The sequence below is a fragment of the Streptomyces sp. NPDC050560 genome (assembly GCF_044457285.1).
Taxonomy (GTDB): domain Bacteria; phylum Actinomycetota; class Actinomycetes; order Streptomycetales; family Streptomycetaceae; genus Streptomyces.
The window spans coordinates 38850-60799 of record NZ_JBITGT010000013.1 but is presented as its reverse complement, the minus strand read 5'-3'; the positions used below and the strand labels follow the sequence as shown (position 1 = coordinate 60799).

The following is a 21950-nucleotide window of genomic DNA, read 5'->3' as shown; positions in this document are numbered from 1 at the left end:
GCCCCCTCCGCAAAAAAGAGGACAGGGCCGACCCCCCAACGGGAGTCGACCCCATCCTCAGAACCCGGCATGCCGGGAGCGGGCGCGCCCCGAACCGGGGCGCGGCCCTGAACGATCAGCCGATCTCGGCACCCAGCGCGTCCAGCGCGTCGGTCACCGGCTGGAAGAAGGTCTCCCCACCGGCGGAGCAGTCGCCGCTGCCGCCGGACGTCAGACCGATCGCGGTGTCACCGGAGAACAGCGAGCCGCCGCTGTCGCCGGGCTCCGCGCAGACGTCCGTGTCGATCAGACCCTCCACGGTCTCACCCGTGTCGTAGTTGACCGTCGCGTCGAGCGCGTTGACCGTGCCACTGTGCACATGGCTGGTGAAGCCGCTGCGGGTCACGTCCTGGCCGACCGTGGCCTCGCCCGCGCCGGAGATGGCCTGGGTGGAGCCGTCGTACAGGTCGACCTCGCTCGGGTGCGGGGCGTCGGAGGTGTACTGCACCAGGCCGTAGTCGGTGCCCGGGAACTCGGACGCCACGTTGGTGCCCAGCTCCTGGCCGTCCGCGTCGGTCCACTCGGAGGCGGCCTCGGTGCAGTGGCCCGCGGTGAGGAAGGCCGGCTGGCCGTCCACGGTGACGTTGAACCCGAGCGAGCAGCCCACGCCGCCGCCGGCGATCTCGTCGCCGCCCGCGATGTACGGCTTGAACTGGCCCTTGGACTGCTTGACCTCGACGGTGCTGCCGAGGCTCTTGGCGACCTTCTTGAACTGGTCGAGCTTGGCGCCCTTGACGGTGCTGTCAGCAGTGGCGACCACCTTGTTGGACACCGGGTCGACGCCCCACGAGGTGCCCGGGATGGTGGCCTTCTGCTTGAGCGTGCTCTGCGCGGACTTGAGCTGCGCGAGGGAGTGCTGGACGACTCTGGCCTGCGCGCCCGCCGCCTCGGCGGTCTTGGCCGCGGAGGAGTCGAGCACGTTCACCACGAGTTGCTTGCTCTTGGCGTCGTAGTACGAACCGGCCGCGTCCTTGCCGAGGTCCTTGGTCAGCGACGAGGCGAGCTTTCCGGCCTGGGCGGTGGAGAGGGTGCGGGGAGCCGAACTGGCGTCGTCCGTGCTCGCGTTCGCAGTCTGGAAGCTGAAACCGGCGATCACGAGCGCGGCAACTCCCGCGCCTGCCATGGCCGTACGGCGCTTGGTTATGCGTCGGTGGGACAACTCACGACCTCCTGTGGGGGGTCGGCGACCGGGGCGTGGGGGCCCCGGAGCCGGAAGGCGTATGGGCATGGAACCGACAAACGACGTTGAAAAACCGCCGTCCATGACCCGTGGGTAACTCCACTATTCCGAGGGGTCCCAAGCGCACACAAGGACGAGTTCAGGTCGTGTGCACGAAGCGCTATCCGCGTAGACAGAGCACGCGTGAGCCATGGTCAGCCCCCTCGGTTCCCGCCGCAAACGTGAACTCGGGCGTAAGTTACCGACCTTGGGCCGTACTTCGTCTGGCCGAAAATCGCCCACCGCTCCTGGGGGCCCGGAGAATCGTTCTGCCACTCCGGCGGATCTCTCACCGAGCCCCCACCCGGGCCTCACCCGAGGGTCACCTGGGCGTCACAACTCGGGCACGTGGCACGGCCGGACGGCGGGGACGGCGGCGGACAGCATGAGGGCGGCCACCCCGCGGGGTGGCCGCCCTCATGTCCTATGTACCGGTATCGGCCCGTGCAATCCCGTGCTCAGCCGGAGCGCGGCCCCTCGGCGGGCAGCGAGTGCGGGCGCCCGCGCGCCGCGGACGCCGCGTCGCCCTCGGCCCCCTCCCCACCGGAACCGTTCTCCTGCCGTCCTGAAGTGATCTCCCTGGGTCCCGAAGTGATCTCCTCAGGACCGGAAGCGGTCCCCGTGGCGTCCGCGTCCGTACTGCCCGAGCCGCCCGCGTCCGCCGTACCCCCCGCGCCGCCTGCCGTACCGCCCGCGCCGTCCGAGCCGCCCGCGGTGTCGCCGCCGCCCGTGCTGTCGGCCCCCGTCGTGGCGCCCGTGCCCGCGGTCGCCGCGGGCGGCTGCGCGGCCTGGCCGCCCATGCTCTGCTGGGCGTGTTCGAGGAAACGCAGCAGTTCGACCGGGAACGGCAGCACCAGCGTGGAGTTCTTCTCCGCGGCGACCGCCACCACCGTCTCCAGCAGCCGCAGTTGCAGCGCGGCGGGGGTCGCGGCCATCTGCCGGGCGGCCTCGGCGAGCTTCCTCGACGCCTGGACCTCGGCGTCCGCGTTGATGACCCGGGCGCGGCGCTCCCGGTCCGCCTCCGCCTGGCGGGCCATGGAGCGCTTCATGGTCTCCGGCAGCGAGACGTCCTTGATCTCCACCCGGTCGACCTGGACGCCCCAGCCCACGGCCGGGCTGTCGATCATCAGCTCAAGGCCCTGGTTGAGCTTCTCCCTGTTGGAGAGCAGATCGTCCAGGTCGCTCTTGCCGATGATGGAGCGCAGCGAGGTCTGCGCCATCTGGGAGACGGCGAAGCGGTAGTCCTCGACCTCGATGACGGCGGCCGCGGGGTCGACCACCTTGAAGTAGACGACGGCGTCGACCCGCACGGTGACGTTGTCCCGGGTGATGCCCTCCTGGGTGGGCACCGGCAGCGTCACGATCTGCATGTTGACCTTGCGCAGCCGGTCGACCCCGGGGATGACGAGCGTGTAGCCGGGGCCGCGGACCGTCGGCCGCAGCCGGCCGAGCCGGAGAACGATGCCGCGCTCGTACTGCTTCACCACCCGGCTCGCGGAGAGGCCAAGCACCACCAGTACGGCTGCCACGGCGATGATCGCCGCTATCAGAGCCTCCATTGGCTCCCCCAAAGGACCCGTAGGGCATTGTTCGGCGTATTTTCACCGTAACTCCCCGCCGACGGCCCGGCGACCCTCCGAACCGGCCCCGTACCGGAAGCGCTCGCCCGGCGGGCGCTCAGCGGGCCGCGACCAGGTTCCTGAGGGCGATGTTGAGTTCGAGGACGTTGACGGTGGGCTCCCCGACGAAGCCGAGAATCCGGCCGTCGGTGTGCTGGTCGACGAGCCTGCGCACCTGGGCCACGGCGAGGTGGTTGCGGGCCGCGACCCGGTGTGTCTGGAGGTCGGCGTACTCGGGCGAGATCGCCGGGTCGAGCCCGGAGCCCGAGGAGGTGACGGCGTCGGCGGGGACCCGGTCGGGGTCGACCTTGTAGGTGGCGGTGGAGTTGTCCCTGACGACGGCCGCCCTGGCGGCCCTGACCGACGCGACGAGGCCAGGGTTGTCCCCGGCCAGGTTGGTGGCGCCGGACAGCAGCAGCTTGTACCGGGTGTTGACGCTGTTCGCGCCGAGGCCGTTCGCGGGCCGTGGCTGGAACCACCGCAGATCGGGGTCCGGCGTCTCCTGCCCCTTCTTCGGCGGGAGGTCGTAGCGCTGCCCGATCAGGGAGGAGCCGACGACCTTGCCGTGGTCCCTGATCTCGGACCCGTCGGCGCGGCCGGGGAAGGCGGCCTGGGCGATTCCGGTCACGACCAGCGGATAAAGGACGCCGGTCACCACGGTCAGGACGAGCAGGGCGCGCAGTCCCGCGCCGAGCAGCCGGGCGGTGGCGCCCACCGCGTTGTTCATGGCCATCAGCCGACTCCGGGGACGAGTGAGACGATCAAGTCGATGATCTTGATGCCGACGAAGGGCGCGACGAGCCCGCCGAGGCCGTAGACGGCGAGGTTGCGCCGGAGCATCCGGTCCGCGCTCAGCGGCCGGTAACGCACTCCGCGCAGGGCGAGCGGGACGAGCGCCACGATGATCAGCGCGTTGAAGACCACCGCGGCGAGGATCGCGGACTCCGGGCTCGACAGGCCCATGATGTTGAGCTTGTCGAGCGACGGGTGGGCGACCGTGAACATCGCCGGGATGATCGCGAAGTACTTCGCGACGTCGTTGGCGATGGAGAAGGTGGTGAGCGCGCCGCGGGTGATCAGCAGTTGCTTGCCGATGCCCACGATCTCGATCAGTTTCGTGGGGTCGGAGTCGAGGTCCACCATGTTCCCGGCCTCCTTGGCGGCCGAGGTCCCGGTGTTCATCGCCACCCCGACGTCGGCCTGGGCGAGCGCGGGCGCGTCGTTGGTGCCGTCGCCCGTCATCGCGACGAGCCTGCCGCCCGCCTGCTCGGCGCGGATGAGCGCCATCTTGTCCTCGGGGGTGGCCTCGGCGAGGAAGTCGTCCACGCCCGCCTCCTCGGCGATGGCCCTGGCGGTCAGCGGGTTGTCACCGGTGATCATGACGGTACGGATGCCCATGCCGCGCAGCTCGGCGAAGCGCTCCCGCATGCCGTCCTTGACGACGTCCTTGAGGTGGATCACCCCGAGGACCCGGGCGCCAGCGGCGTCCTCGACGGCCACCAGGAGCGGGGTGCCGCCGCCGCGCGCGATGCGGTCCGCGATGTCCTCCGCGTCGGCGGCGACCCGCCCGCCGCGCTCGGCGACCCAGGCCGCGACGGCCGCCGCGGCGCCCTTGCGCACCCTGCGGGCGGCGCCGTCCCCCGCGAGGTCGACGCCGGACATCCTGGTCTGCGCGGTGAACGGCACCCATGTGGCGCGGTCGAGTTCGCCCCGGCCGCGCTCGCGCAGCCCGTACCGCTCCTTGGCGAGGACGACGACGGAGCGGCCCTCTGGCGTCTCGTCGGCGAGCGAGGAGAGCTGGGCGGCGTCGGCGAGCTGCGCCTCGTCGGCGCCCCGTACGGGCACGAACTCCGCGGCCCGCCGGTTGCCGAGGGTGATGGTGCCGGTCTTGTCGAGCAGCAGGGTGCTGACGTCCCCCGCGGCCTCCACCGCGCGCCCCGACATGGCGAGCACGCCCCGCTGCACCAGCCGGTCCATGCCCGCGATGCCGATCGCGGAGAGCAGGGCGCCGATGGTGGTGGGGATGAGGCAGACCAGCAGGGCGGTCAGCACGACCAGCGAGGTCTGCCCGTCGGCTCCGGCATAGACCGCGAACGGCTTCAGGGTGACGACGGCGAGCAGAAAGACCACGGTGAGCGAGGCGAGGAGGATGTTCAGCGCGATCTCGTTGGGCGTCTTCTGCCGGGACGCGCCCTCCACGAGGCGGATCATCCGGTCGAGGAAGGTCTCCCCCGGCCTCGCGGTGACGCGTACGACGATGCGGTCCGAGAGGACCCGGGTGCCGCCGGTGACGGCGGACCTGTCGCCGCCCGACTCCCGGATCACGGGCGCCGACTCGCCGGTGACGGCGGACTCGTCGACGCTCGCGACGCCCTCGACGACGTCGCCGTCCCCCGGGATGACGTCCCCCGCTTCGCAGACCACCAGGTCGCCGCCGATGAGCGCGGTGCCGGGCACCCGCTCCTCGGCGGTGCCCCGCAGCCGCCTCGCGACGGTGTCCTGCCTGGCCCTGCGCAGGGTGTCGGCCTGGGCCTTGCCGCGGCCCTCGGCGACCGCCTCCGCCAGGTTGGCGAAGACGACGGTCAACCAGAGCCAGGCGGCGATCACCCAGCCGAACCAGTCGCCGGGGTCCGTGAGGGCGAGCGCCGTGGTGAGCACGGAGCCGACCAGCACCACGAACATCACGGGCGACCTGGCCATGGTCCCGGGGTCGAGCTTGCGGAAAGCGTCAGGCAGCGACCTCAGCAGTTGCCGGGGCTCGAAGAGGCCCGCGCCCACCCGGCCGTCACGGCCGTTGCCGGGTCCGCGCCCGGTGGGCGCGCCGCCGTGCGGCGCCCGGCCCTGGGTGGCAGTGGACATGGCGCCCTCGCCCTCTCGTTCTGGTTCCCGCCGTCGTTCCTGGTGCCGCTCTTGTGCTTGCTCTCGTGCTTGCTCTCGTTGTCGAACGCGCCGTCGAACGCGTGCCGTGTGTCCGTCGCGCGCCGGGTGTCCTGCGGCGCCTGCGGCGGGTTTTCCGCCGTTCTCCCGTGTCATGTCGCCGCCAGCCCCTCCGCGAGGGGTCCGAGCGCGAGCGCCGGGACGTAGGTGAGCCCGGTGACGATCAGCAGGGTGCCCGTCAGTACGCCGGCGAACAGGGGTTTCTCGGTGCGCAGGGTGCCCGCGGTGGCGAGGACCGGCCGCTGCTGCGCGAGGGAGCCGGCCAGGGCGAGGACGAACACCATGGGCAGGAAGCGGCCGAGCAGCATGGCGAGCCCGGTCGCGGTGTTGTACCACTGGGTGTCCGCGCCGAGACCCGCGAAGGCCGAGCCGTTGTTGTTGGCGCCCGAGGTGAACGCGTAGAGGATCTCCGAGAAGCCGTGGGCGCCGGGGTTCAGGACGGAGTTCTTCGGTGTGGGCAGGGCCGTGGACGCGGCGGTGAAACAGAGCACGAGCGCCGGGGTGACGAGAAGGTAGAGGGCCGCGAACTTGATCTCCCGGCCGCCGATCTTCTTTCCCAGGTACTCGGGCGTCCTGCCGACCATGAGGCCCGCGACGAACACCGCGATGACGGCCATGACCAGAATTCCGTAGAGGCCGGAGCCGACACCGCCGGGGGCGACCTCGCCGAGCTGCATTCCCAGCAGGGTGATACCGCCGCCGAATCCGGTGAGCGAGGAGTGGAATCCGTCGACGGCACCGGTCGAGGTGAGCGTGGTGGCCACCGCGAAGAGGGACGTGCCGCCGACCCCGAAACGGGTCTCCTTTCCTTCGAGGGCGCCGCCCGCGATATCGAGGGCCGGTGCCTTGTGGGCGAATTCGGTCCACATCATCAGGGCGGTGAAAACGACCCAGATGACGGCCATCGTGGCGAGCACGGCGTATCCCTGGCGCGGCGAGCCGACCATCCTGCCGAAGGTGCGGGTGAGGGCGGTCGGGATCAGCAGGATCAGGAAGACCTCGAAGAGGTTGCTGAAACCGTTCGGGTTCTCGAAGGGGTGGGCGCTGTTGGCGTTGAAGTAGCCGCCGCCGTTGGTGCCGAGTTCCTTGATGGCCTCCTGGGAGGCGACCGCGCCGCCGTTCCACTGCTGGGCGCCGCCCGTGAACTGGCCGACCTCGTGGATGCCCGCGAAGTTCTGGATGGCGCCGCAGGCGACCAGTACGACGGCGCCGACGGCGGCGATCGGCAGCAGCACCCGTACGGTGCCGCGCACCAGGTCGGACCAGAAGTTGCCCAGTTCACCCGTGCGGGACCGGGCGAAGCCGCGCACCAGCGCCACGGCCACCGCCATGCCGACGGCCGCGGAGACGAAGTTCTGCACGGCGAGGCCGCCGGTCTGCACGACGTGGCCCATGGCCTGTTCGCCGTAGTACGACTGCCAGTTGGTGTTGGAGACGAAGGACGCCGCGGTGTTGAACGCCTGGTCGGGGTCGATGGCGGCGAAGCCGAGCGATCCGGGCAGCGCCCCCTGGAGGCGCTGGAGCAGGTAGAGGAAGAGCACGCCGACGGCGGAGAAGGCGAGGACGCCGCGGAGGTAGGCGGGCCACCGCATCTGCCTGTCCGGATCGGCCCCGACGGCCCGGTAGATCCACTTCTCCACCCGCAGGTGTCTTTCTGAGGAGTAGACCCCGGCCATGTGGTCGCCGAGCGGGCGGTAGGCGAGGGCGAGGGCGGCGGTCAGTGCGAGGAGCTGGAGCACACCAGCGAGTTCGGGACTCATCGGGGCTCAGAATTTCTCCGGACGCACGAGGGCGAGGACGAGATAAACCAGCAGGGCGACGGCCACCACGAGGCCGGCCACGTTCTCGATGTCCCTCACGAGTGCGGCGCTCACAGTTTCGTCACCCCCTTCGCGACACATGCCACCAGCGCGAAGACCGCGATCACGGTGACGACGAAGGCCACGTCGGCCATCGGGGGCTCCTGAATGAAGTGTTCGGATGGGATGAACATCTGCGAAGTCGAGGAAACCCCGTTCCGAACCCTTTATGGCCTTTGTTGACACCTCCCATACGGCACAGGGGACTCTCTTGACGCATCTCTGACGAAATCGGCGGCCGATACGCGGCCGGAATGTGATGCCGGCGGGCGTGTCGGCCCCCGAAAGGCAGAAAAAAAAGGGGGGTGAATCTGCCCGCGGGGGCGTGCGCGGACATGGGTGAGCCCCCGTACGTCCGCGGCGTACGGGGGCTCGACGGCTCAGGGGCGCCAGGGGTCCGCCGTGCGCACGGCGGGGGCGGCCGCTGGCCGGTGGCGCGCAGGGACGGGCGGGCGTCAGTAGACGCTGACGCCGTACGCGCTCAGGGCCTCGGTGACCGGCTGGAAGAAGGTCTGGCCGCCCGAGGTGCAGTTGCCACTGCCACCGGACGTCAGGCCGTAGGCGGTGGTGCCGTTGTAGAGCGGGCCGCCGGAGTCGCCGGGCTCGGCGCAGACCGTGGTCTGGATGAGGCCGCTCACGATCTCGCCGTTGCCGTAGTTCACGGTGGCGTTGAGGGCGGTCACCCGGCCGTTGTGGGTACCGGTGGTGGAGCCGCGGCGGTACACCGTGCTGCCGACCGACGGGGTGGCGGCGCTGGTGATGTCCTGGCTGCCCACCGTGCCTTCGTGGCTGGCGGAGCCGGTGTACTGGACGATGCCGAAGTCGTTGCCGGGGAAGCTGGAGCCGGCGGTCTGGCCGAGGAGCTGGCCGGACGCGGAGGACCAGCTACCCGCGCCGTCGGTGCAGTGCCCGGCGGTCAGGAAGTAGTAAGTGTTGCCGCTGCGCACGTTGAAGCCGAGGGAGCAGCGCCAGCCGCTCGTGTTGATGGCGTCGCCGCCGGAGATCAGCTTGCTGAACTTGCCGGGGGTGTGCTCGATGCGCAGGGCGCCCGCGTTGGTGCCCGCGGCGTCCTTCAGCTTGGCGATCTCGGCGTTGGAGACGGTGCTGTCGGCGGTGACGACGAGTTCGCCCGTCTTCTGGTCCGTGGCCCAGGCCGTGCCGGGGACGTCGGCCTTGAGCACGGCGGTGCTCGCCGCGGCGAGCTGGGACGCGGAGTAGGTGGTCGCACCGTCGTCCGCGTTCGCGGCGGCCGGGACGACGATCGCGGCGGCCGCCACGATGCCGGTGGCCGCGGCGGTCAGCCGGGTGCGTCTAGCAATACCACTGCGGGGGGTGTTGCGCTTGATCCTCACTGCTCGTTCCCTCCTGGGGGAAGTCGGGGGCCCGTGTGGGGTGGGGTCCGTGAGGCGCAGCCAGGAAGGGGGCGTGTCCGTACTCCGAACACGCCGTGCTCCTGACAAGCGCTGTTGGGGAGTATTTGTTTGCCCGCGAGCCCGCACAAGGGCGCCTTTCGGCCGTCTGCGCAGATCTGACGCCCCGTCTCCCGAGCCCGGCCTGCGCCTTTGCGTCCACGTCCGGTGTTTATGTGATCATCCGTGCGTGTGGTGCGGGTGCGTCCAATGGGGTATCCACCGCGCGCCGTCCCGCCCCGGACCCGATCACGCCACGTCCCCGGGCGCGGTCTTGCGCAGGGCGCCCCCTGCCCCGTAGGGGCCACGGCCCCTCCAGGACCGCGCCCAACGGTCCCGCCGCCCGGGCACGTTCACCCCCGCGAGCCGCGTGCGGACGGGGCTCAGCAGTCGCAGCCGCAGTCGCAGCAGTCACAGCCGTCGCACGGGCAGTCGCACCCGTTGCAGCAGTCGCAGCAGTCGCAGTCGCAGTCCCGGCAGAACCCCTCGTGCCGCTGCCGGGACCACGCGCCCTCGTACTCCGAGGCACAGCAGAGCTTGCAGGAGCAGCAGAGCCCGACGGCCACGAAGCAGCCCGGTATCAGGCCCCGGCGCTGCGGATGGCGGCCGCCGTTGCCCCAGTTGCCCCGGTCGCCGCCACCACCGCCACCGCCCCCGCCGTCGCCGCCGCCGTCACCGCCGTCGTGGCGGCGCGGCCCGCCGGGCGCGGGACCCACGGGCTGCGGGGGCGGGCCCGGCTGGGCGTACGGGTTCGGCTGCCCGTACGGGCCCGGCTGCTGGGGCGGATAGGGGCCGCCGGGCTGCTGGGGCGGGGGCGCGTAGGGGCCGGGCTGGTGGGCGCCGTGGCCCTGGTGGGAGCAGGTCGAGGTGCCGAAGGCGCGGTCGACCGAGCGGCGCAGCTCGTGGACGAGCAGCACATGGGCGAGCCGGGCGCCGTCGCCCCTCCTGCCGCGGCCGCGGTGGAACTCGACGTCCTTCAGCGCGAGCCGGATGCCGTACAGCGCGTCGTCGGCGAGCCTGCGGGCCTCGTCGAGGGAGGTGCCGGTGGCGGCGAGCGGGTTCCAGGCCCCCGACTCCGCGTCGGCCTCCAGGTCCTCGACGGCGTCGAGGAGATGGGCCAGCCGCCCGAAGAGCCTGCCGACCTCGGCGAGCGGGGCGGCGTTGGCCGGGCGCCCCGCGAGCGTGGCGGTGTGCGCGAAGGCGGCCGCGGTGGCGGTCTCGGTGGGCTCGGTGACGGTGAGCAGCGGGGTGCCGGGGCCCGCCAACTCCTCGATGCCGAGCTGCCGGTCCACGGCCTCGACGAGCACGGAGGTGTCGAAGCCGACCGCGGCGCCCGAGCGCTCCCCCGCCCTCCCCCAGCTCTCGGCGAGCCTGCGGGCCGCCGCGGCGGCCGGGCGGCGCGCCAGCACCCCGTCGCCGTCGGCGACGTGGTCGCGCACCTTGGCGGCGGCGAGGACGAGCGAGACCGCGGCGGCCAGCCTGGCCCCCTCCCCCTTGGCGACCGACGCGGTGCGCATACCGCGCAGCGGACAGGGGCCCGCCTTGCGGCGCGCGCCGTCGGCCGGGCCGCGCTGAGCCTCCGTCAACACCGAGACGAGCAGTCCGTCGTAGTTCGTCACCACCCGCGCGAGCTGTCCGTGATCGCCGCGCAGTGCGAGGCAGAGCCCGCACAGGTGCGCCATCCACTGCGTCTTCAACTCGTCACCGAGCACATGCGTACACGGCCTGACTATCCCGAACATATGAACCCCCGTACCCGCGGCCGCTTCGGCGCCCGGGCCCCGCTTCACCGGCACCAGCCGTGCCACCTGCGGCATCGTACTCACCGGGGCGTTCACCCGGACGCTCCGACCGTCACTCGGACGCCGCGAAGAATAATATTTCACTCACAGTCAGCAGTCGCGCACGGAAAGACCCTTGAGTATCAAGGCCCGCAGCGGGAACGTGTGCTTCAGTACCGTCACGAAAAGCCCGCGCGGCGACTATCCCCTTGGCGCGTCATCCGCATCATGGACAACCATAGGGATTGCGGATCGCAGCAAGACCGCTGGGAGAGGAGGCGTCCATGGGATCGGTGCGCAAGGCGAGTGCCTGGCTTGGCCTCGTCGACGACAACGATGACGACCGTTACTACGACGGCTACGAGGAGGACGGGCCCGAGAGCACCAGCGGTGCGTGGGTCACCGACCCCCGGGTCAGAGTGGCGGACGAGTCCGCGGCCGAGCGCGGCCGCCGGATCGGCACCATCACCCCGGACAGTTTCCGGGACGCGCGCGCCATCGGGGAGATGTTCCGCGACGGCGTGCCCGTCATCATGAACCTCACCGCGATGGACGCCGCCGACGCCAAGCGCGTGGTGGACTTCGCGGCCGGCCTCATCTTCGGGCTGCGCGGCTCCATCGACCGCGTCGCCAACCGTGTGTTCCTGCTCACGCCCGCCGACACCCAGATCGTCAACACCAGGCAGACCTCCCACGGCGGCGACGGCTTCTTCAACCAGAGCTAGGCAAGGCCGCTCACCGGCCGCCGCGCCGGGTCCCACCCCTGGGAAGCGCGGCTACCGGAAGGCGTCGATGCCGGTGAGCGCCTTGCCCAGCACCAGTTGGTGCATCTCCACCGTGCCCTCGTACGTGAGCACCGACTCCAGGTTGGTCGCGTGCCGCATCACGGGGTACTCCAGGGAGATCCCGTTGGCGCCCAGCACCGTACGGGCGGTGCGGCAGATGTCGATGGCCTCGCGCACGTTGTTCAGCTTGCCGAAGCTGATCTGCTCCGGCCTGATCCGGCCCGCGTCCATGCGCCTGCCGAGGTGGTGGGCGAGCAGGATGCCCTTGTGCAGTTCGAGCGCCATGTCCGCCAGCTTCGCCTGGGTCAGTTGGAAGCCGCCGATGGGGCGGCCGAACTGCTCCCGGGTGCGTGCGTAGTCGAGGGCGGTCTCGAAGCAGGCGCGGGCGGCGCCCATGGCGCCCCACACGATCCCGTAGCGTGCGTGGCTCAGACAGCTCAGCGGCCCGCGGAGGCCACGGGCCTCGGGCAGCGCCGCGTCGGCCGGCAGCCGTACCCCGTCGAGGACGAGTTCGCTGGTCACCGAGGCCCGCAGGGACAGCTTGTGGTGGATCTCGGGGGCCGAGAACCCCGGGGTGTCCGTCGGGACGAGGAAGCCCCTGATGCCGTCCTCGGTGCCCGCCCACACCACCGCGACCCCGGCGATCGAGCCGTTGGTGATCCACATCTTGCGCCCGTCGAGGACCCAGTCGGTGCCGTCGCGGCGCGCCGCGGTGCGCATGTTCGCCGGGTCGGAGCCGTGGTCGGGCTCGGTGAGGCCGAAGCAGCCGATCGTCTCGCCCGCGGCCATCGGCGGCAGCCAGCGCCGCTTCTGCTCCTCGGAGCCGAAGCGGTGGATCGCGTACATGGCGAGGGAGCCCTGCACCGACACCAGCGAGCGGATGCCGGAGTCCGCGGCCTCAAGCTCCAGGCAGGCGAGGCCGTACTGCACGGCGCTCGCGCCCGCGCAGCCGTAACCGGTCAGCGACATCCCGAGCGCGCCCAGCGCGCCCAGCTCCCTCGCCAGTTCCCTGGCGCCGGGCAGTTCGCCGCGCTCGTACCACCCGGCGACGTGCGGCAGCACCCGGTCGGCCGCCCACTCGCGGACGGTGGCGCGGATGGCGCGGTCGTCGTCGGTGAGCAGGTCGTCGAGGCCGAGGGGGTCGGCCGGGTCGAAGACGGTGCGCTCGGTCATGGTCACGGAAACTATCACCGGCCCCCGCGCGGCCCGGCGCACGGGCCTCCCCCGCGGGGTGGGCGGCGGTGCTCAGCGGCGCGGCAGCCGCAGCGCCACCAGTGCGCCCACGAGCAGCAGAGCGGCGCTGACCAGCAGCGTCACATGGAGCCCGTGGACGAACGACGCGCGTGCCGCGGCCCGCAGCGCCGCGCCGGGACCGGGCCCGAGCCGCCCGGCGATCTCGTACGCCTCCCCCAGCGAGCGCGCCGCGCCGCTCCGCGCGGCCTCGGGGACCCCGGGCGCCGCGCCGACCCCGGGGGCGTACGCGGCGTTCATCACGCTGCCGAGGAGCGCGATGCCGAGCCCCGCGCCGAGCTGGTACGAGGTCTCGCCGATGGCGGCGGCCGCGCAGGACGTCTCGGGCGGCGCCTCGTTCAGCATGGACTCGTAGGCGCCGAAGAGGGTGGTCTCCAGGCCGAAGCCGAGCACGACGAAGCCGCCGAGCAGCAGCGGGGGGTTGTCGTGGTCGCCCATCGCCGTGAGCCCGGCGACGGCGGAGGCGGTGAGGAAGAAGCCGAGCGCGACCATGGCGCGGGGCCCCAGCCCCCGCAGCAGGACGGCGCCGACGAGCCCCGCTGCCATGGCGGCCACGGTCAGCGGCAGCAGCCGCAGCCCCGTGTCGAGCGGGGAGAGCCCGAGGACGAGCTGGAGGTACTGGGCGGCGACGAGTTCGAGGCCGACCAGCGCCAGCATCGCCACCACGATGCAGCCCACGGAGGCGCCGAACGCGGGCCTTGCGAACAGCGCCAGGTCCACCAGGGGCCGCGCCCGGCCGCGCTGGCGGCGTACGAAGGCGGTGAGCAGCGCGGCGCCGCACAGCAGCGGCAGCAGTACCGAGGGCCCCAGGGGCGCGGCACGCCCGCCGAGCCGCTGGACGCACAGCACCAGGCAGAACAGCCCTCCGGCGGCCAGCAGCGCGCCCAGCACGTCCCAGGCGCCCTCGGTCCCGCCGCGTGACTCGGGCAGCAGACGGCGGCCCGCGGGGATGCTGAGCAGCATCAGGGGGACGTTGACCAGGAAGACCGAGCCCCACCAGAAGTGTTCGAGCAGGAATCCGCCGAGCAGCGGCCCGACCGCGGCGCCCACCGCGGCCACCGCGCTCCACACCCCGATGGCGACGGCGCGCTCGCGCCGGTCGGGGAAGACCTGCCGCAGGATGGAGAGCGTCGCGGGCATGATCATCGCGCCGCCCGCGCCGAGCAGGGCGCGCGCCCCGATGAGCAGCGCGGGGCCGTCCGCGAAGGCGGCGACGGCGGACGCGGCGCCGAAGAGCGCGTAGCCGAGCAGCAGCACCCGGCGGCGGCCGACGCGGTCGCCGAGGGTGCCGAAGAGGATCAGCAGCGAGGCGCAGACCAGCGGGTAGACGTCGACGATCCACAGCAGTTGGGTGCCGCTCGGGCGCAGGTCGCGGGTGACGGCGGGGACCGCCACATGCAGCACGGTGGCGTCGAGCGCGACCAGCAGCAGGCTGGAGCAGAGCACGAGGAGGACGAGCCAGCGGCGCTCCTCCGGCCGCCGCCCGCGGGACCCGTGCGCGGTGGCGGCGCGCGTGGCGGCCGTCATCGTCCCGGACATCAGGTCACCTCCCGGTCGGCCCTCGGGACTCCGGGGCCCCGGTGCGTGTTCCGGCGCCGCGGTGCGGTGAACGGGCGCATGACCGGCGGCGACGGGCGGATGAGCGGCCAGCGTACGCGACGGTCGCGGGGTGACTTGTGGTGCACTTGTGACGGTTGAGCCCGGAGGGTGTGGTATGCGCCACAGTTCTCGGGGGCCGGCGGGCGGCCGGGCGCCGCGTCGTTTCCGTGAACGGCGCCGGGGGCGGGTGTGAACACAGATAATCGAGCGCGTGACCGATCTTGATCAACGCCGGGACGGGGCGCCCGCCGCCGCCCGGCGGCCCGCCGGGGGCCCGCTGGACGCGCTGCGGCACGCGGCGCCCGCGCTGCTGGGGGTGGCCGCGGTGCGGGCGCTCGGCGCCGCGGTCCTCGCGGTGTGGTGCGCGGCGGCGGGGCGCAGCCCGCACCAGCTCCTCGCGGCGCGCTGGGACTCCCTCTGGTACACCCGGGTCGCCGAGCACGGCTACGGCTGGCGGGTGGTGCTGCCGGACGGCACCGTGCACACGAACTACGCGTTCTTCCCGCTGCTGCCCTGGCTGGAACGGCTGGGCGCCGCCCTGACCCCGCTGTCCGCCGCCGACACCGGGCTTCTGGTCGCCGCGCTCGGCTCGCTCGCCGCGGGGTGGGGCGTCTTCGCGGTGGCCGACCTGCTGTACGGGCGGCGGGCCGGGGTCTGCGCGGCGGTGCTGTGGGCGGCGGTGCCGGTGGGCGTGGTGCAGTCCATGGCGTACAGCGAGTCGCTGTTCACCGCGCTCGCCGCGTGGACGCTGTACGCGGCGCTGGCCCGGCGCTGGCCTGCCGCGGGCCTGCTGGCCTGCCTCGCGGGCCTGACCAGGCCCGTGGGGCTCGCGGCCGCGGCCGCGGTGTGGGCGACGGTGGCCCTGGTGTGGGTGCGGGAGCGCCCCGCGGACCGGGGCGAGCGGTGGCGGATGGCGGCGGGCGCGGTGCTGGCGCCGCTGGGCGCGGCGGGCTTCGTGCTCTGGGTGGGGCACCGCACCGGGGGCGGCCTCCTCGGCTACCTCGACGTCCAGGCGCAGTGGGGCAACGGCTTCGACGGCGGCGCGGCCTTCGCCCGGTTCGCCGGGGCTCGTCTCGCCGGGTTCCCTTCGGTGTTCGCGGGGCTCGCCCTCGTCGCGGGCGTGGCGCTGGTGGTCTGGGTGTACGCGAGGTGTCTGCGCGGGGGGCAGCCGCCCGCGCTGTGGGTGTACTGCGGCCTCGTCGTGGTACTCGCGCTGTGCGCACGGGGCTACTTCGGCTCGAAACCGCGGTTGCTGCTGCCGGCCTTCCCGCTGCTGCTGCCGGCCGCCGTCGCGCTGGCACGGGCGCGTCCCGGCAGGTCGGCGGCGGTGCTGGGGACGCTGACGGCGCTCTCCGCCGTATACGGCGCGTTCTGGCTTCTGGGTTCGGGGCCGCCCTGACCCCGGGCGGACCCGCGCGGACCCGGCCAAGATCACGTATGAGCGCCAGGAAAATAACGAACACACGCCCGGTGAACAGAATTCAACCTGCCCATAAAACACCCATAAGGACCACCCATAGAATTGAACGAGAAGCACATCGGCCGATTGCGAATGCCCCTTGAATTAGCCGCCAGTTGAGAGCAATCCCACATCACATCGTCATCACAAACCCGTGGTTTCGATCGGCTTTCCACCTCACTCCCTGTAGCGTCGATTGAGTGCGTACCGAACGAACCCTCACCCGTCTTGACCGGGTCTTCGCCCGGCTGGACCGTGAGCCGGAGCGACCGGCCCATCTGGATGTGCCCACGATGAGCCGGCACCGGGTCGTGCTGCTCTGCGCGACCCTGGCCTTCTACCTCGTCATGGTGTGGGCCGTGGTGACCACGACCTGGGTGGTGAGCTTCGACTGGGAGGTCATGTTCTTCCGGCCCTACCAGCAGTGGCCGTCGGTGCACGCCTTCCTCGACTACTACGTGGTTCTCGGCCAGCGCGGCCCGACCGCCGTGATGGTCGCCGCCTGGCTCGGCTGGCGCTCCTGGCGCCAGCACACGCTGCGCCCGCTGCTGACCCTGGGCGCCGCGCTGCTGCTGCTCAACGCCACCGTGGGCGCCGCGAAGATCGGCATGGGCCGCCTCGGCCCGCACTACGCGACCGTGATCGGGTCCAACGAGATGTGGAGCGGCGGCGACATATTCCCCTCGGGGCACACCGCCAACGCGGTCGTGACCTGGGGGATACTCGCCTATCTGGCCTCCACCCCGCGCGCCAGGCGCTATCTGTCGGCCGGCTCGGCCGCGCTGGCGCTCGGCGTCGGCCTCACCACCGTCTACCTCGGTACGCACTGGCTGAGCGACGTGGTGCTCGGCTGGGCCGCGGGCCTGCTCGTCCTGCTGGCGCTGCCCTGGCTCGAACCGCTGATCGCGCGCACCGAGACCTGGCTGTTCCGGCTGCGGGACATGTGGCGCGACCGCGGCACCAAGGCCCCGGGGGCGGCGGCGCCCGCGGGACCCGCCCCGGCCGCACCCGCGACCGCCGTGGAGGACGACGGGGGGCCCCGGCTCGAACCGGTCGTACCCCTGCGGCCCGCGGCGTCCGGCAGGACGGCGGGGGGCCACCACCAGGCGCCCCCGCCGGGAGCGCACGCGCCGTCCCGCACGGAGCGGACCCCGGTCACCCCGCGCGCGGGAGCCGGAACGCGCCGCCCGCCGCACGGCGACCGCCCCTCACGCCCGACCACCTCACCGGCGCGCTGACAGCGCGGCTGCCGCCACGGGCGCGCGCCCCGCTGGCGGGGCTAGCCCCGCCAGCAGCGCCGTACGGCGCCCTCCTCGACCTCGAAGTTGAGGCGGCCCTGGCGGTATTCCATGGTGATCACCGTGCCGGGCGGCAGCGAGCGCACGGTCGTCCAGCCGCGCTCGCGCGCGCGGCGCTCGGCGTCCGCGGCGTCGAGCCCCACATAGGCGTCGGTGTTGTCCTCGGGCTCCGGGACGGGCTTCGGAATGGGTGCCATGGCGTCACGGTAAGCGCCCCGGCGGGATCATGGAAGCCGCGACGGCGCCCGTGGCGCCCCGCACCCGTCCGGCCGCCGCCACCTTGTGTGACCGGTCCCCGTCCTGTCACGCTTCTGTCACGGCACACAACCCTCGCGGCACCGGAATTCGCGCGCCCTTTCGGCCTCGCACCGCGCTTTGTTCCCGCGTTTTGCCGGAGCCACCGCATCGGATAATCGGACCGTGGTCCCGAAGGCCCGCCGGGGAAAGCGGAACGGCCCTCCCGAGAAAGTGACGCGGGTAGCCGCGGCACTGATCCCCCGCTTACATCGGGCGATGCCGGACTGTCCGAAAAGCGCCGGGAGCACAAGAATTCCACATCTACGGAAGAGTAACCACGGCGTCGGACGGGCCCCGGCGGCCCCCTGCGGCGGAACGTTACGGCGCGGTGAACGGACGGGCGCCGGGGCCGCCGTGTGAGGCGGGCGGCGCCGGGCTCGGGCCCCGCGGCGCTCCGGCGCGGGCTCAGCCGCGCTCCGCGACCCGTATCGCCAGGTCGTTGTCGAGCGTGTAGTACGGGCCCGCGTCCACCGGGCCGCGCGGGCCCGGGAGGGTCACGGTGGGGTAGGTGAAGACGGTCTTCTTGTCGGCGACGTCGTCGAGGAGGCGCGCCACCCGCACCCGGGGGCCCGCCTCGCCGTCCGGCCGCAGCCACAGGTCCCAGACGCCCGGCTCCGCGGCCAGCGGCCCGTATCCGATGGTGCAGGAGAATCGTTCCCCCACGACCGCGCAGCCCCCCGGGCGCAGCACCGACCTGCTGGGGCGGCGGGCGCGCAGCTCCAGGTGGGCGGCGTCGGTGAGCACGGTGCCGTACACCCGGCCGTGCACGGTCAGGGTGCCGTCCCCGACCAGCAGCTCCCCCGCCTCCGCGTGCAGGCTCCTGTGCCAGCAGCGCACGGACAGGTGACCCTGCGCGGTGGGGTACGGGATGCGGACGGCGATGGGGCCCCGGTCGCCGGCCGGTATCCGGTCGACGAGCGAGCGCAGGTCGCCCACGCCCGGTGCGAGGCGCACGGGGCCCGCGCCGGGCGCCGTCACATAGGCGTCCCAGCGGCCCTCGGCGAGCGCCACGCTGCCCGGCAGCGCCGCCCTGAGCCTGCCGTCCCCCGCGGGGGTCAGCGGCAGCCGTACCTCCTGCCCGGGGTCGGGGGCGCCGCGCAGCCGCAGCAGGACGTGCGAGCCCTCGCCGAGGGCGGCGCCGTCGGTGATGTCGAAGGTGATGCCCCCGGCGCTGTCGGCCACGCAGTCGGCGTGCGGGCCGCGCCGCGCGGCGCCGGGTCTGCGCCCGCCGGGCGGGTTCGCCACGGACGTCATGCGGTGCGCCCCTTTCCGAGGGCGGTACGGGCCGTGGCCCGCGCCGCGAGCAGGCCGCCGTAAAAGGTGGCGGTGGTGCGGTGCAGGGACGCGCGGGGCCCGGGGCGCTGCCGGGCGCCGCCGTGGGACCGCAGGTCGGTGAAGAGCGCGGCGCAGCGCTCGGCGACGGTGCCGGGGTCGAAGCGCGCGGCGTGTGCGCGGGCCGCGGCGGCCATCCGCTGCCGCAGCGCGTCGTCGTCGATGAGGGTGAGCAGCCCGTGCGCGACGGCGTCGGCGCTGTCGACCTCGACCAGCAGGCCGTCGACGCCGTGCTCGATGATCTCGGCGGGTCCGAGAGGACAGTCGGTGGCGACCACCGGGAGGCCGCAGCGCATGGCCTCGACGATGGTCATCCCGAACGACTCCGCGCGCGAGGTGACGGCCGCGATGGAGCCCTTGATCCACTCGGACTCCATCGGGGCCGCGGGCCCCATCAGGAAGACGTGGTTGTAGAGCCCGAGGCGGTCCACGAGGCGGCGCAGCTCGTCGTGCTGCTCACCGGTGCCGTAGATGCGCAGCCGCCAGTCGGGCCGCCGCGCGCGTACCGTGTCGAAGGCCCTGACCAGCAGCGGGTAACGCTTGACCGGGGTGAGCCTGCCCGCCGCCACCACCCACCGGCCGGTGCCGTCCGCGGGCGCCACACAGGGCGCGGGCACCGAGCCCGGCAGCGGCTCGATCCGGACGCCCGGCAGCCCGAGCCTGGCGCGGTAGGCGGCGGCGTCGGCGCGGGTGGTCGTAGTGAGCGCGTCGAGCCCAGGGTAGGCGGCGCGCAGTTGGGCGCGCAGCGCGCGGGAGTGCCCGTCGAGGGTCAGGTGCTCCTGGCCCACCAGCACCGGGCCGCGCCCGGCGCCGCGGGCGATCTGGACATTGAGCCCCGGCCGCGTCCCCACCACCACGTCCGCCTCAAGGGCGCGCAGATACGCGGCGACGCGGCGGTCGGTGAGGGCGCTGTACTGCGGGTAACGCCCGTCCCCGCGCGGGAACGCCCGCGACGGGCGGCGGTGGTCGGGGTGCCCCGCGTCGCCGCCCGTCGCGCGCACGTCGACGAGGTGCGAGAGCCGCACCCCCTGGCCGGGCGGCAGGGCGGGGGCGTCGCGGTGCCGGAAGACGGAGACGATCTCCACGTCGTGCTGCTGCGCGAGGGTGGCGGCGAGGGTGCCCGTCGCCCGGATGGTGCCCCCGATGCCGTACGCGTTGTGGATGAGGAACGAGATGTGCATACCGCTCCGCTTCTCGCACTGGCGCGCGATCGTCCGGTACCCGGCCGCCTTCCCCAGGCAAGACCTCGGCGGCGGGCGTGGGGTTGGGCGCATGACCGGGTCGTTCTCGAACGGTTGCGCCATCGATAGGGACGGGAGGGAACCTGGAGCCCGCGAAGGCACTCGGGGCCCGTGCGGCGGGGCAACGATTTTCGGTCATCTATTTTATGCGGGAATGTGGAAATTTGTCGATTTGTGAATCGGGGTTCGCGGACCCCTCGTATGGCGGCCCACCTCGGGTTTCCCCGCCGTGACGTGCGCGGGACCGGCCCGGACCGCCCGGCACGCGGGGTATGCCGACACTCCTCGCACGGCAGGACGGATGGTTCGATTCCGTTCGCCCCCGGGCGTGACCGACGCGGCGGCTCTCCGTTGTCCAGTTCATGAGCCGGGAGCCGCCCGGCCCATGGCCGGGCGACCGCCGCCCGCCCGCACCACCGATCCCCGAGGAGCCACCCCGTGCCGCGCATGCTCGACGTCAGCGACGACGTACGCGCCGAGATCGGCGACGATGAAGCCGACCGGCTGCTCGCCGGAGACAACGCCCCGGGCAGTTACGACTGCACCTCCTGCCGCACCCCGGGCGACTCGGAGCAGGAACGCACCAGTACGGTCCTGTTCGTCGGCGACGAGACCGCCGTGCTCGCCTTCGCCCACGCGACCTGCCTGCCCTCCCAGGTCGTCCAGGTCACCGAGGAGCAGCTTCAGGGGGCCGTGCGCTCCATCACCGGCGGCGCGGGCGCCCCGCCCCCGGCCGCCGCGCCCGCGCACGCGGCCCCGGCCCCCGTGCAGGCCCCTGCTCCCGCCCCCGAGCAGCAGCAGGTGCCGCGGCCCGCGCCGCGGCAGGCCGTGCTCGGGGTGACGAGCGGCCTCGTCCTCGTGGAGCGGGAGCTGCACCCCGCCCTGGTCGTCGAGCCGACAGGGCCGATCGCGCGACCGGGCACCGAGGGACCTGGCGACGACTTCCTGCCCCTGCTGATCGAACAGGGCTTCGTGCCGCTCAGCGATGTGAACACCGTGCCCCCCGTGCTGCACGGCTGGTCGGTGCTGCTCGCCATGGGCCAGTTGCACGCGGTGCTCCAGCCCGGGACCGGCGGCGGCTCCCCCGTCGCCTGGTGGCAGGCGCACCAGGCGCTCCAGGTCACCGACGCCTGGCGGACCGCCGCCACCAAGCGCCAGCAGGTGCTGGTGCTGGCCGCGCCGGTCGGCTCCATCGGCCACCAGCCGCGCGAGGACCTGCTGCGCGACGCCCTCGACCGCGCCTGCGCCTCGGGGCGCCTGGTCGCGGCCACGATGCCGCTGGCGGGCACCTGATCCCACCGCGGGCACCACCCGGCCCCGGCGGACGGCCGTCGGGGCCGCACACGCGCGCCCACGCGCCCACGGCCCCGTCCCGGGGAATCCGGGCACGGGCCCGCATCCTGGGACGAATGCCGTCGTTGGGCACGTACGTGCAGACATACGACCCGGCCCCCCGCTTCGCCCACCAGTCGCCGATCCCCGCCATGCGCCACCCCGGCGACCCCTCGACGACCCCCATCTACGACGCGCTCTACGCGGAGTACCGCAGGGCGTTCAAGGCGCTGCCTGGGGACCGCAGCGGCGAGGAGGACCTCGGGTTCACGTCGTTCTCCAGCCTGCCCGGCCGCTCGGACGGCGGCGCGGGCGGCTTCGGCCACGGCGAGCAGCGGCGCGCAGGCGGCGCCCGGCACGCCGGAGCCCCCCGGCACGGCGAGAACGCCTACGGCACCGGCGGCTGGCACCCGGCGGGCCCGCCGCACGGCCCTGGCGATCTGGTCCCCGCGGTCCTGCCGCCGGGACGGCGCGACTCCTGAGCGGCCGGCCC

At 73.1% G+C, this 21950-nt stretch carries 19 protein-coding genes; 5 read left to right on the top strand and 14 right to left on the bottom strand.

The annotated features are described in order from the left end of the window. Nucleotides 1-115: 115 nt before the first annotated feature. The 9 genes from ACIBIW_RS27585 to ACIBIW_RS27545 all read right to left on the bottom strand — a co-directional run bounded on the left by ACIBIW_RS27585 (nucleotide 116) and on the right by ACIBIW_RS27545 (nucleotide 10824). Entirely contained in the window at nucleotides 116-1198 is a 1083-nt protein-coding gene (locus tag ACIBIW_RS27585; RefSeq protein WP_399339763.1) for a S1 family peptidase, read from the bottom strand. A 518-nt stretch (nucleotides 1199-1716) separates the two neighbouring features. Next, the gene (locus ACIBIW_RS27580; protein WP_399339762.1) at nucleotides 1717-2817 is read right to left on the bottom strand and encodes a slipin family protein; all 1101 of its coding nucleotides are present in this window, start codon (nucleotides 2815-2817) and stop codon (nucleotides 1717-1719) included. 118 nt (nucleotides 2818-2935) lie between these two features. Then, nucleotides 2936-3604, bottom strand: a complete 669-nt coding sequence (locus ACIBIW_RS27575; RefSeq protein ID WP_399339942.1) for a potassium-transporting ATPase subunit C — start codon at nucleotides 3602-3604, stop codon at nucleotides 2936-2938. Nucleotides 3605-3609: 5 nt separating this feature from the next. Then, nucleotides 3610-5736, bottom strand: coding sequence for a potassium-transporting ATPase subunit KdpB (gene kdpB, locus ACIBIW_RS27570; RefSeq protein ID WP_399339761.1), 2127 nt, complete (start codon nucleotides 5734-5736; stop codon nucleotides 3610-3612). 170 nt (nucleotides 5737-5906) lie between these two features. Further along, nucleotides 5907-7574: a potassium-transporting ATPase subunit KdpA gene (gene kdpA, locus ACIBIW_RS27565; RefSeq protein WP_399339760.1), complete on the bottom strand. Its 1668-nt coding sequence runs from the start codon at nucleotides 7572-7574 to the stop codon at nucleotides 5907-5909. 6 nt (nucleotides 7575-7580) lie between these two features. After that, nucleotides 7581-7664, bottom strand: a complete 84-nt coding sequence (gene kdpF, locus ACIBIW_RS27560) for a K(+)-transporting ATPase subunit F (protein WP_399339940.1) — start codon at nucleotides 7662-7664, stop codon at nucleotides 7581-7583. A 20-nt stretch (nucleotides 7665-7684) separates the two neighbouring features. Continuing rightward, the gene (locus tag ACIBIW_RS27555) at nucleotides 7685-7807 is read right to left on the bottom strand and encodes a hypothetical protein (RefSeq protein WP_399339759.1); all 123 of its coding nucleotides are present in this window, start codon (nucleotides 7805-7807) and stop codon (nucleotides 7685-7687) included. A gap of 321 nt (nucleotides 7808-8128) precedes the next feature. After that, nucleotides 8129-9025: a S1 family peptidase gene (locus ACIBIW_RS27550; protein ID WP_399339758.1), complete on the bottom strand. Its 897-nt coding sequence runs from the start codon at nucleotides 9023-9025 to the stop codon at nucleotides 8129-8131. A gap of 440 nt (nucleotides 9026-9465) precedes the next feature. After that, on the bottom strand, nucleotides 9466-10824 hold the full coding sequence (locus tag ACIBIW_RS27545) for a DUF5685 family protein (protein ID WP_399339939.1): 1359 nt from the start codon (nucleotides 10822-10824) through the stop codon (nucleotides 9466-9468). A 323-nt stretch (nucleotides 10825-11147) separates the two neighbouring features. Between ACIBIW_RS27545 and ACIBIW_RS27540 the strand changes: the two genes are divergently transcribed. Then, nucleotides 11148-11588 (top strand): cell division protein SepF, encoded by a 441-nt coding sequence (locus tag ACIBIW_RS27540; protein WP_399339757.1) that lies wholly within the window; start codon nucleotides 11148-11150, stop codon nucleotides 11586-11588. Between the two features lie 51 nt (nucleotides 11589-11639). Here ACIBIW_RS27540 and ACIBIW_RS27535 read toward each other — a convergent pair whose 3' ends face one another. Together ACIBIW_RS27535 and ACIBIW_RS27530 are read right to left on the bottom strand one after the other, a co-directional pair. Beyond that, complete coding sequence (locus tag ACIBIW_RS27535; RefSeq protein WP_399339756.1) at nucleotides 11640-12821, bottom strand: acyl-CoA dehydrogenase family protein; 1182 nt, start codon at nucleotides 12819-12821, stop codon at nucleotides 11640-11642. Nucleotides 12822-12893: 72 nt separating this feature from the next. Beyond that, the gene (locus ACIBIW_RS27530) at nucleotides 12894-14438 is read right to left on the bottom strand and encodes an MFS transporter (RefSeq protein WP_399339755.1); all 1545 of its coding nucleotides are present in this window, start codon (nucleotides 14436-14438) and stop codon (nucleotides 12894-12896) included. 271 nt (nucleotides 14439-14709) lie between these two features. Between ACIBIW_RS27530 and ACIBIW_RS27525 the strand changes: the two genes are divergently transcribed. Further along, on the top strand, nucleotides 14710-15897 hold the full coding sequence (locus ACIBIW_RS27525) for a hypothetical protein (RefSeq protein WP_399339754.1): 1188 nt from the start codon (nucleotides 14710-14712) through the stop codon (nucleotides 15895-15897). 260 nt (nucleotides 15898-16157) lie between these two features. Beyond that, a complete protein-coding gene (locus tag ACIBIW_RS27520; RefSeq protein ID WP_399339753.1) occupies nucleotides 16158-17195 on the top strand; it encodes a phosphatase PAP2 family protein in 1038 nt (345 codons plus the stop codon). Nucleotides 17196-17236: 41 nt separating this feature from the next. On the opposite strand, the gene ACIBIW_RS27515 is transcribed toward ACIBIW_RS27520, so the two are convergent. The 3 genes from ACIBIW_RS27515 to ACIBIW_RS27505 all read right to left on the bottom strand — a co-directional run bounded on the left by ACIBIW_RS27515 (nucleotide 17237) and on the right by ACIBIW_RS27505 (nucleotide 20065). Continuing rightward, nucleotides 17237-17452 (bottom strand): I78 family peptidase inhibitor, encoded by a 216-nt coding sequence (locus ACIBIW_RS27515; RefSeq protein WP_399339752.1) that lies wholly within the window; start codon nucleotides 17450-17452, stop codon nucleotides 17237-17239. A 505-nt stretch (nucleotides 17453-17957) separates the two neighbouring features. Beyond that, nucleotides 17958-18806 (bottom strand): hypothetical protein, encoded by an 849-nt coding sequence (locus ACIBIW_RS27510; RefSeq protein ID WP_399339751.1) that lies wholly within the window; start codon nucleotides 18804-18806, stop codon nucleotides 17958-17960. Beyond that, nucleotides 18803-20065 carry a glycosyltransferase gene (locus ACIBIW_RS27505; protein ID WP_399339750.1) on the bottom strand — a complete coding sequence of 421 codons (1263 nt, stop codon included), beginning with the start codon at nucleotides 20063-20065 and terminating at the stop codon, nucleotides 18803-18805. The genes ACIBIW_RS27510 and ACIBIW_RS27505 overlap by 4 nt, the downstream gene beginning before the upstream one ends. A 498-nt stretch (nucleotides 20066-20563) precedes the next feature. Between ACIBIW_RS27505 and ACIBIW_RS27500 the strand changes: the two genes are divergently transcribed. After that, nucleotides 20564-21418: a hypothetical protein gene (locus tag ACIBIW_RS27500; protein ID WP_399339749.1), complete on the top strand. Its 855-nt coding sequence runs from the start codon at nucleotides 20564-20566 to the stop codon at nucleotides 21416-21418. A gap of 116 nt (nucleotides 21419-21534) precedes the next feature. Next, nucleotides 21535-21939 carry a hypothetical protein gene (locus ACIBIW_RS27495; protein WP_399339748.1) on the top strand — a complete coding sequence of 135 codons (405 nt, stop codon included), beginning with the start codon at nucleotides 21535-21537 and terminating at the stop codon, nucleotides 21937-21939. Nucleotides 21940-21950: the final 11 nt, after the last annotated feature.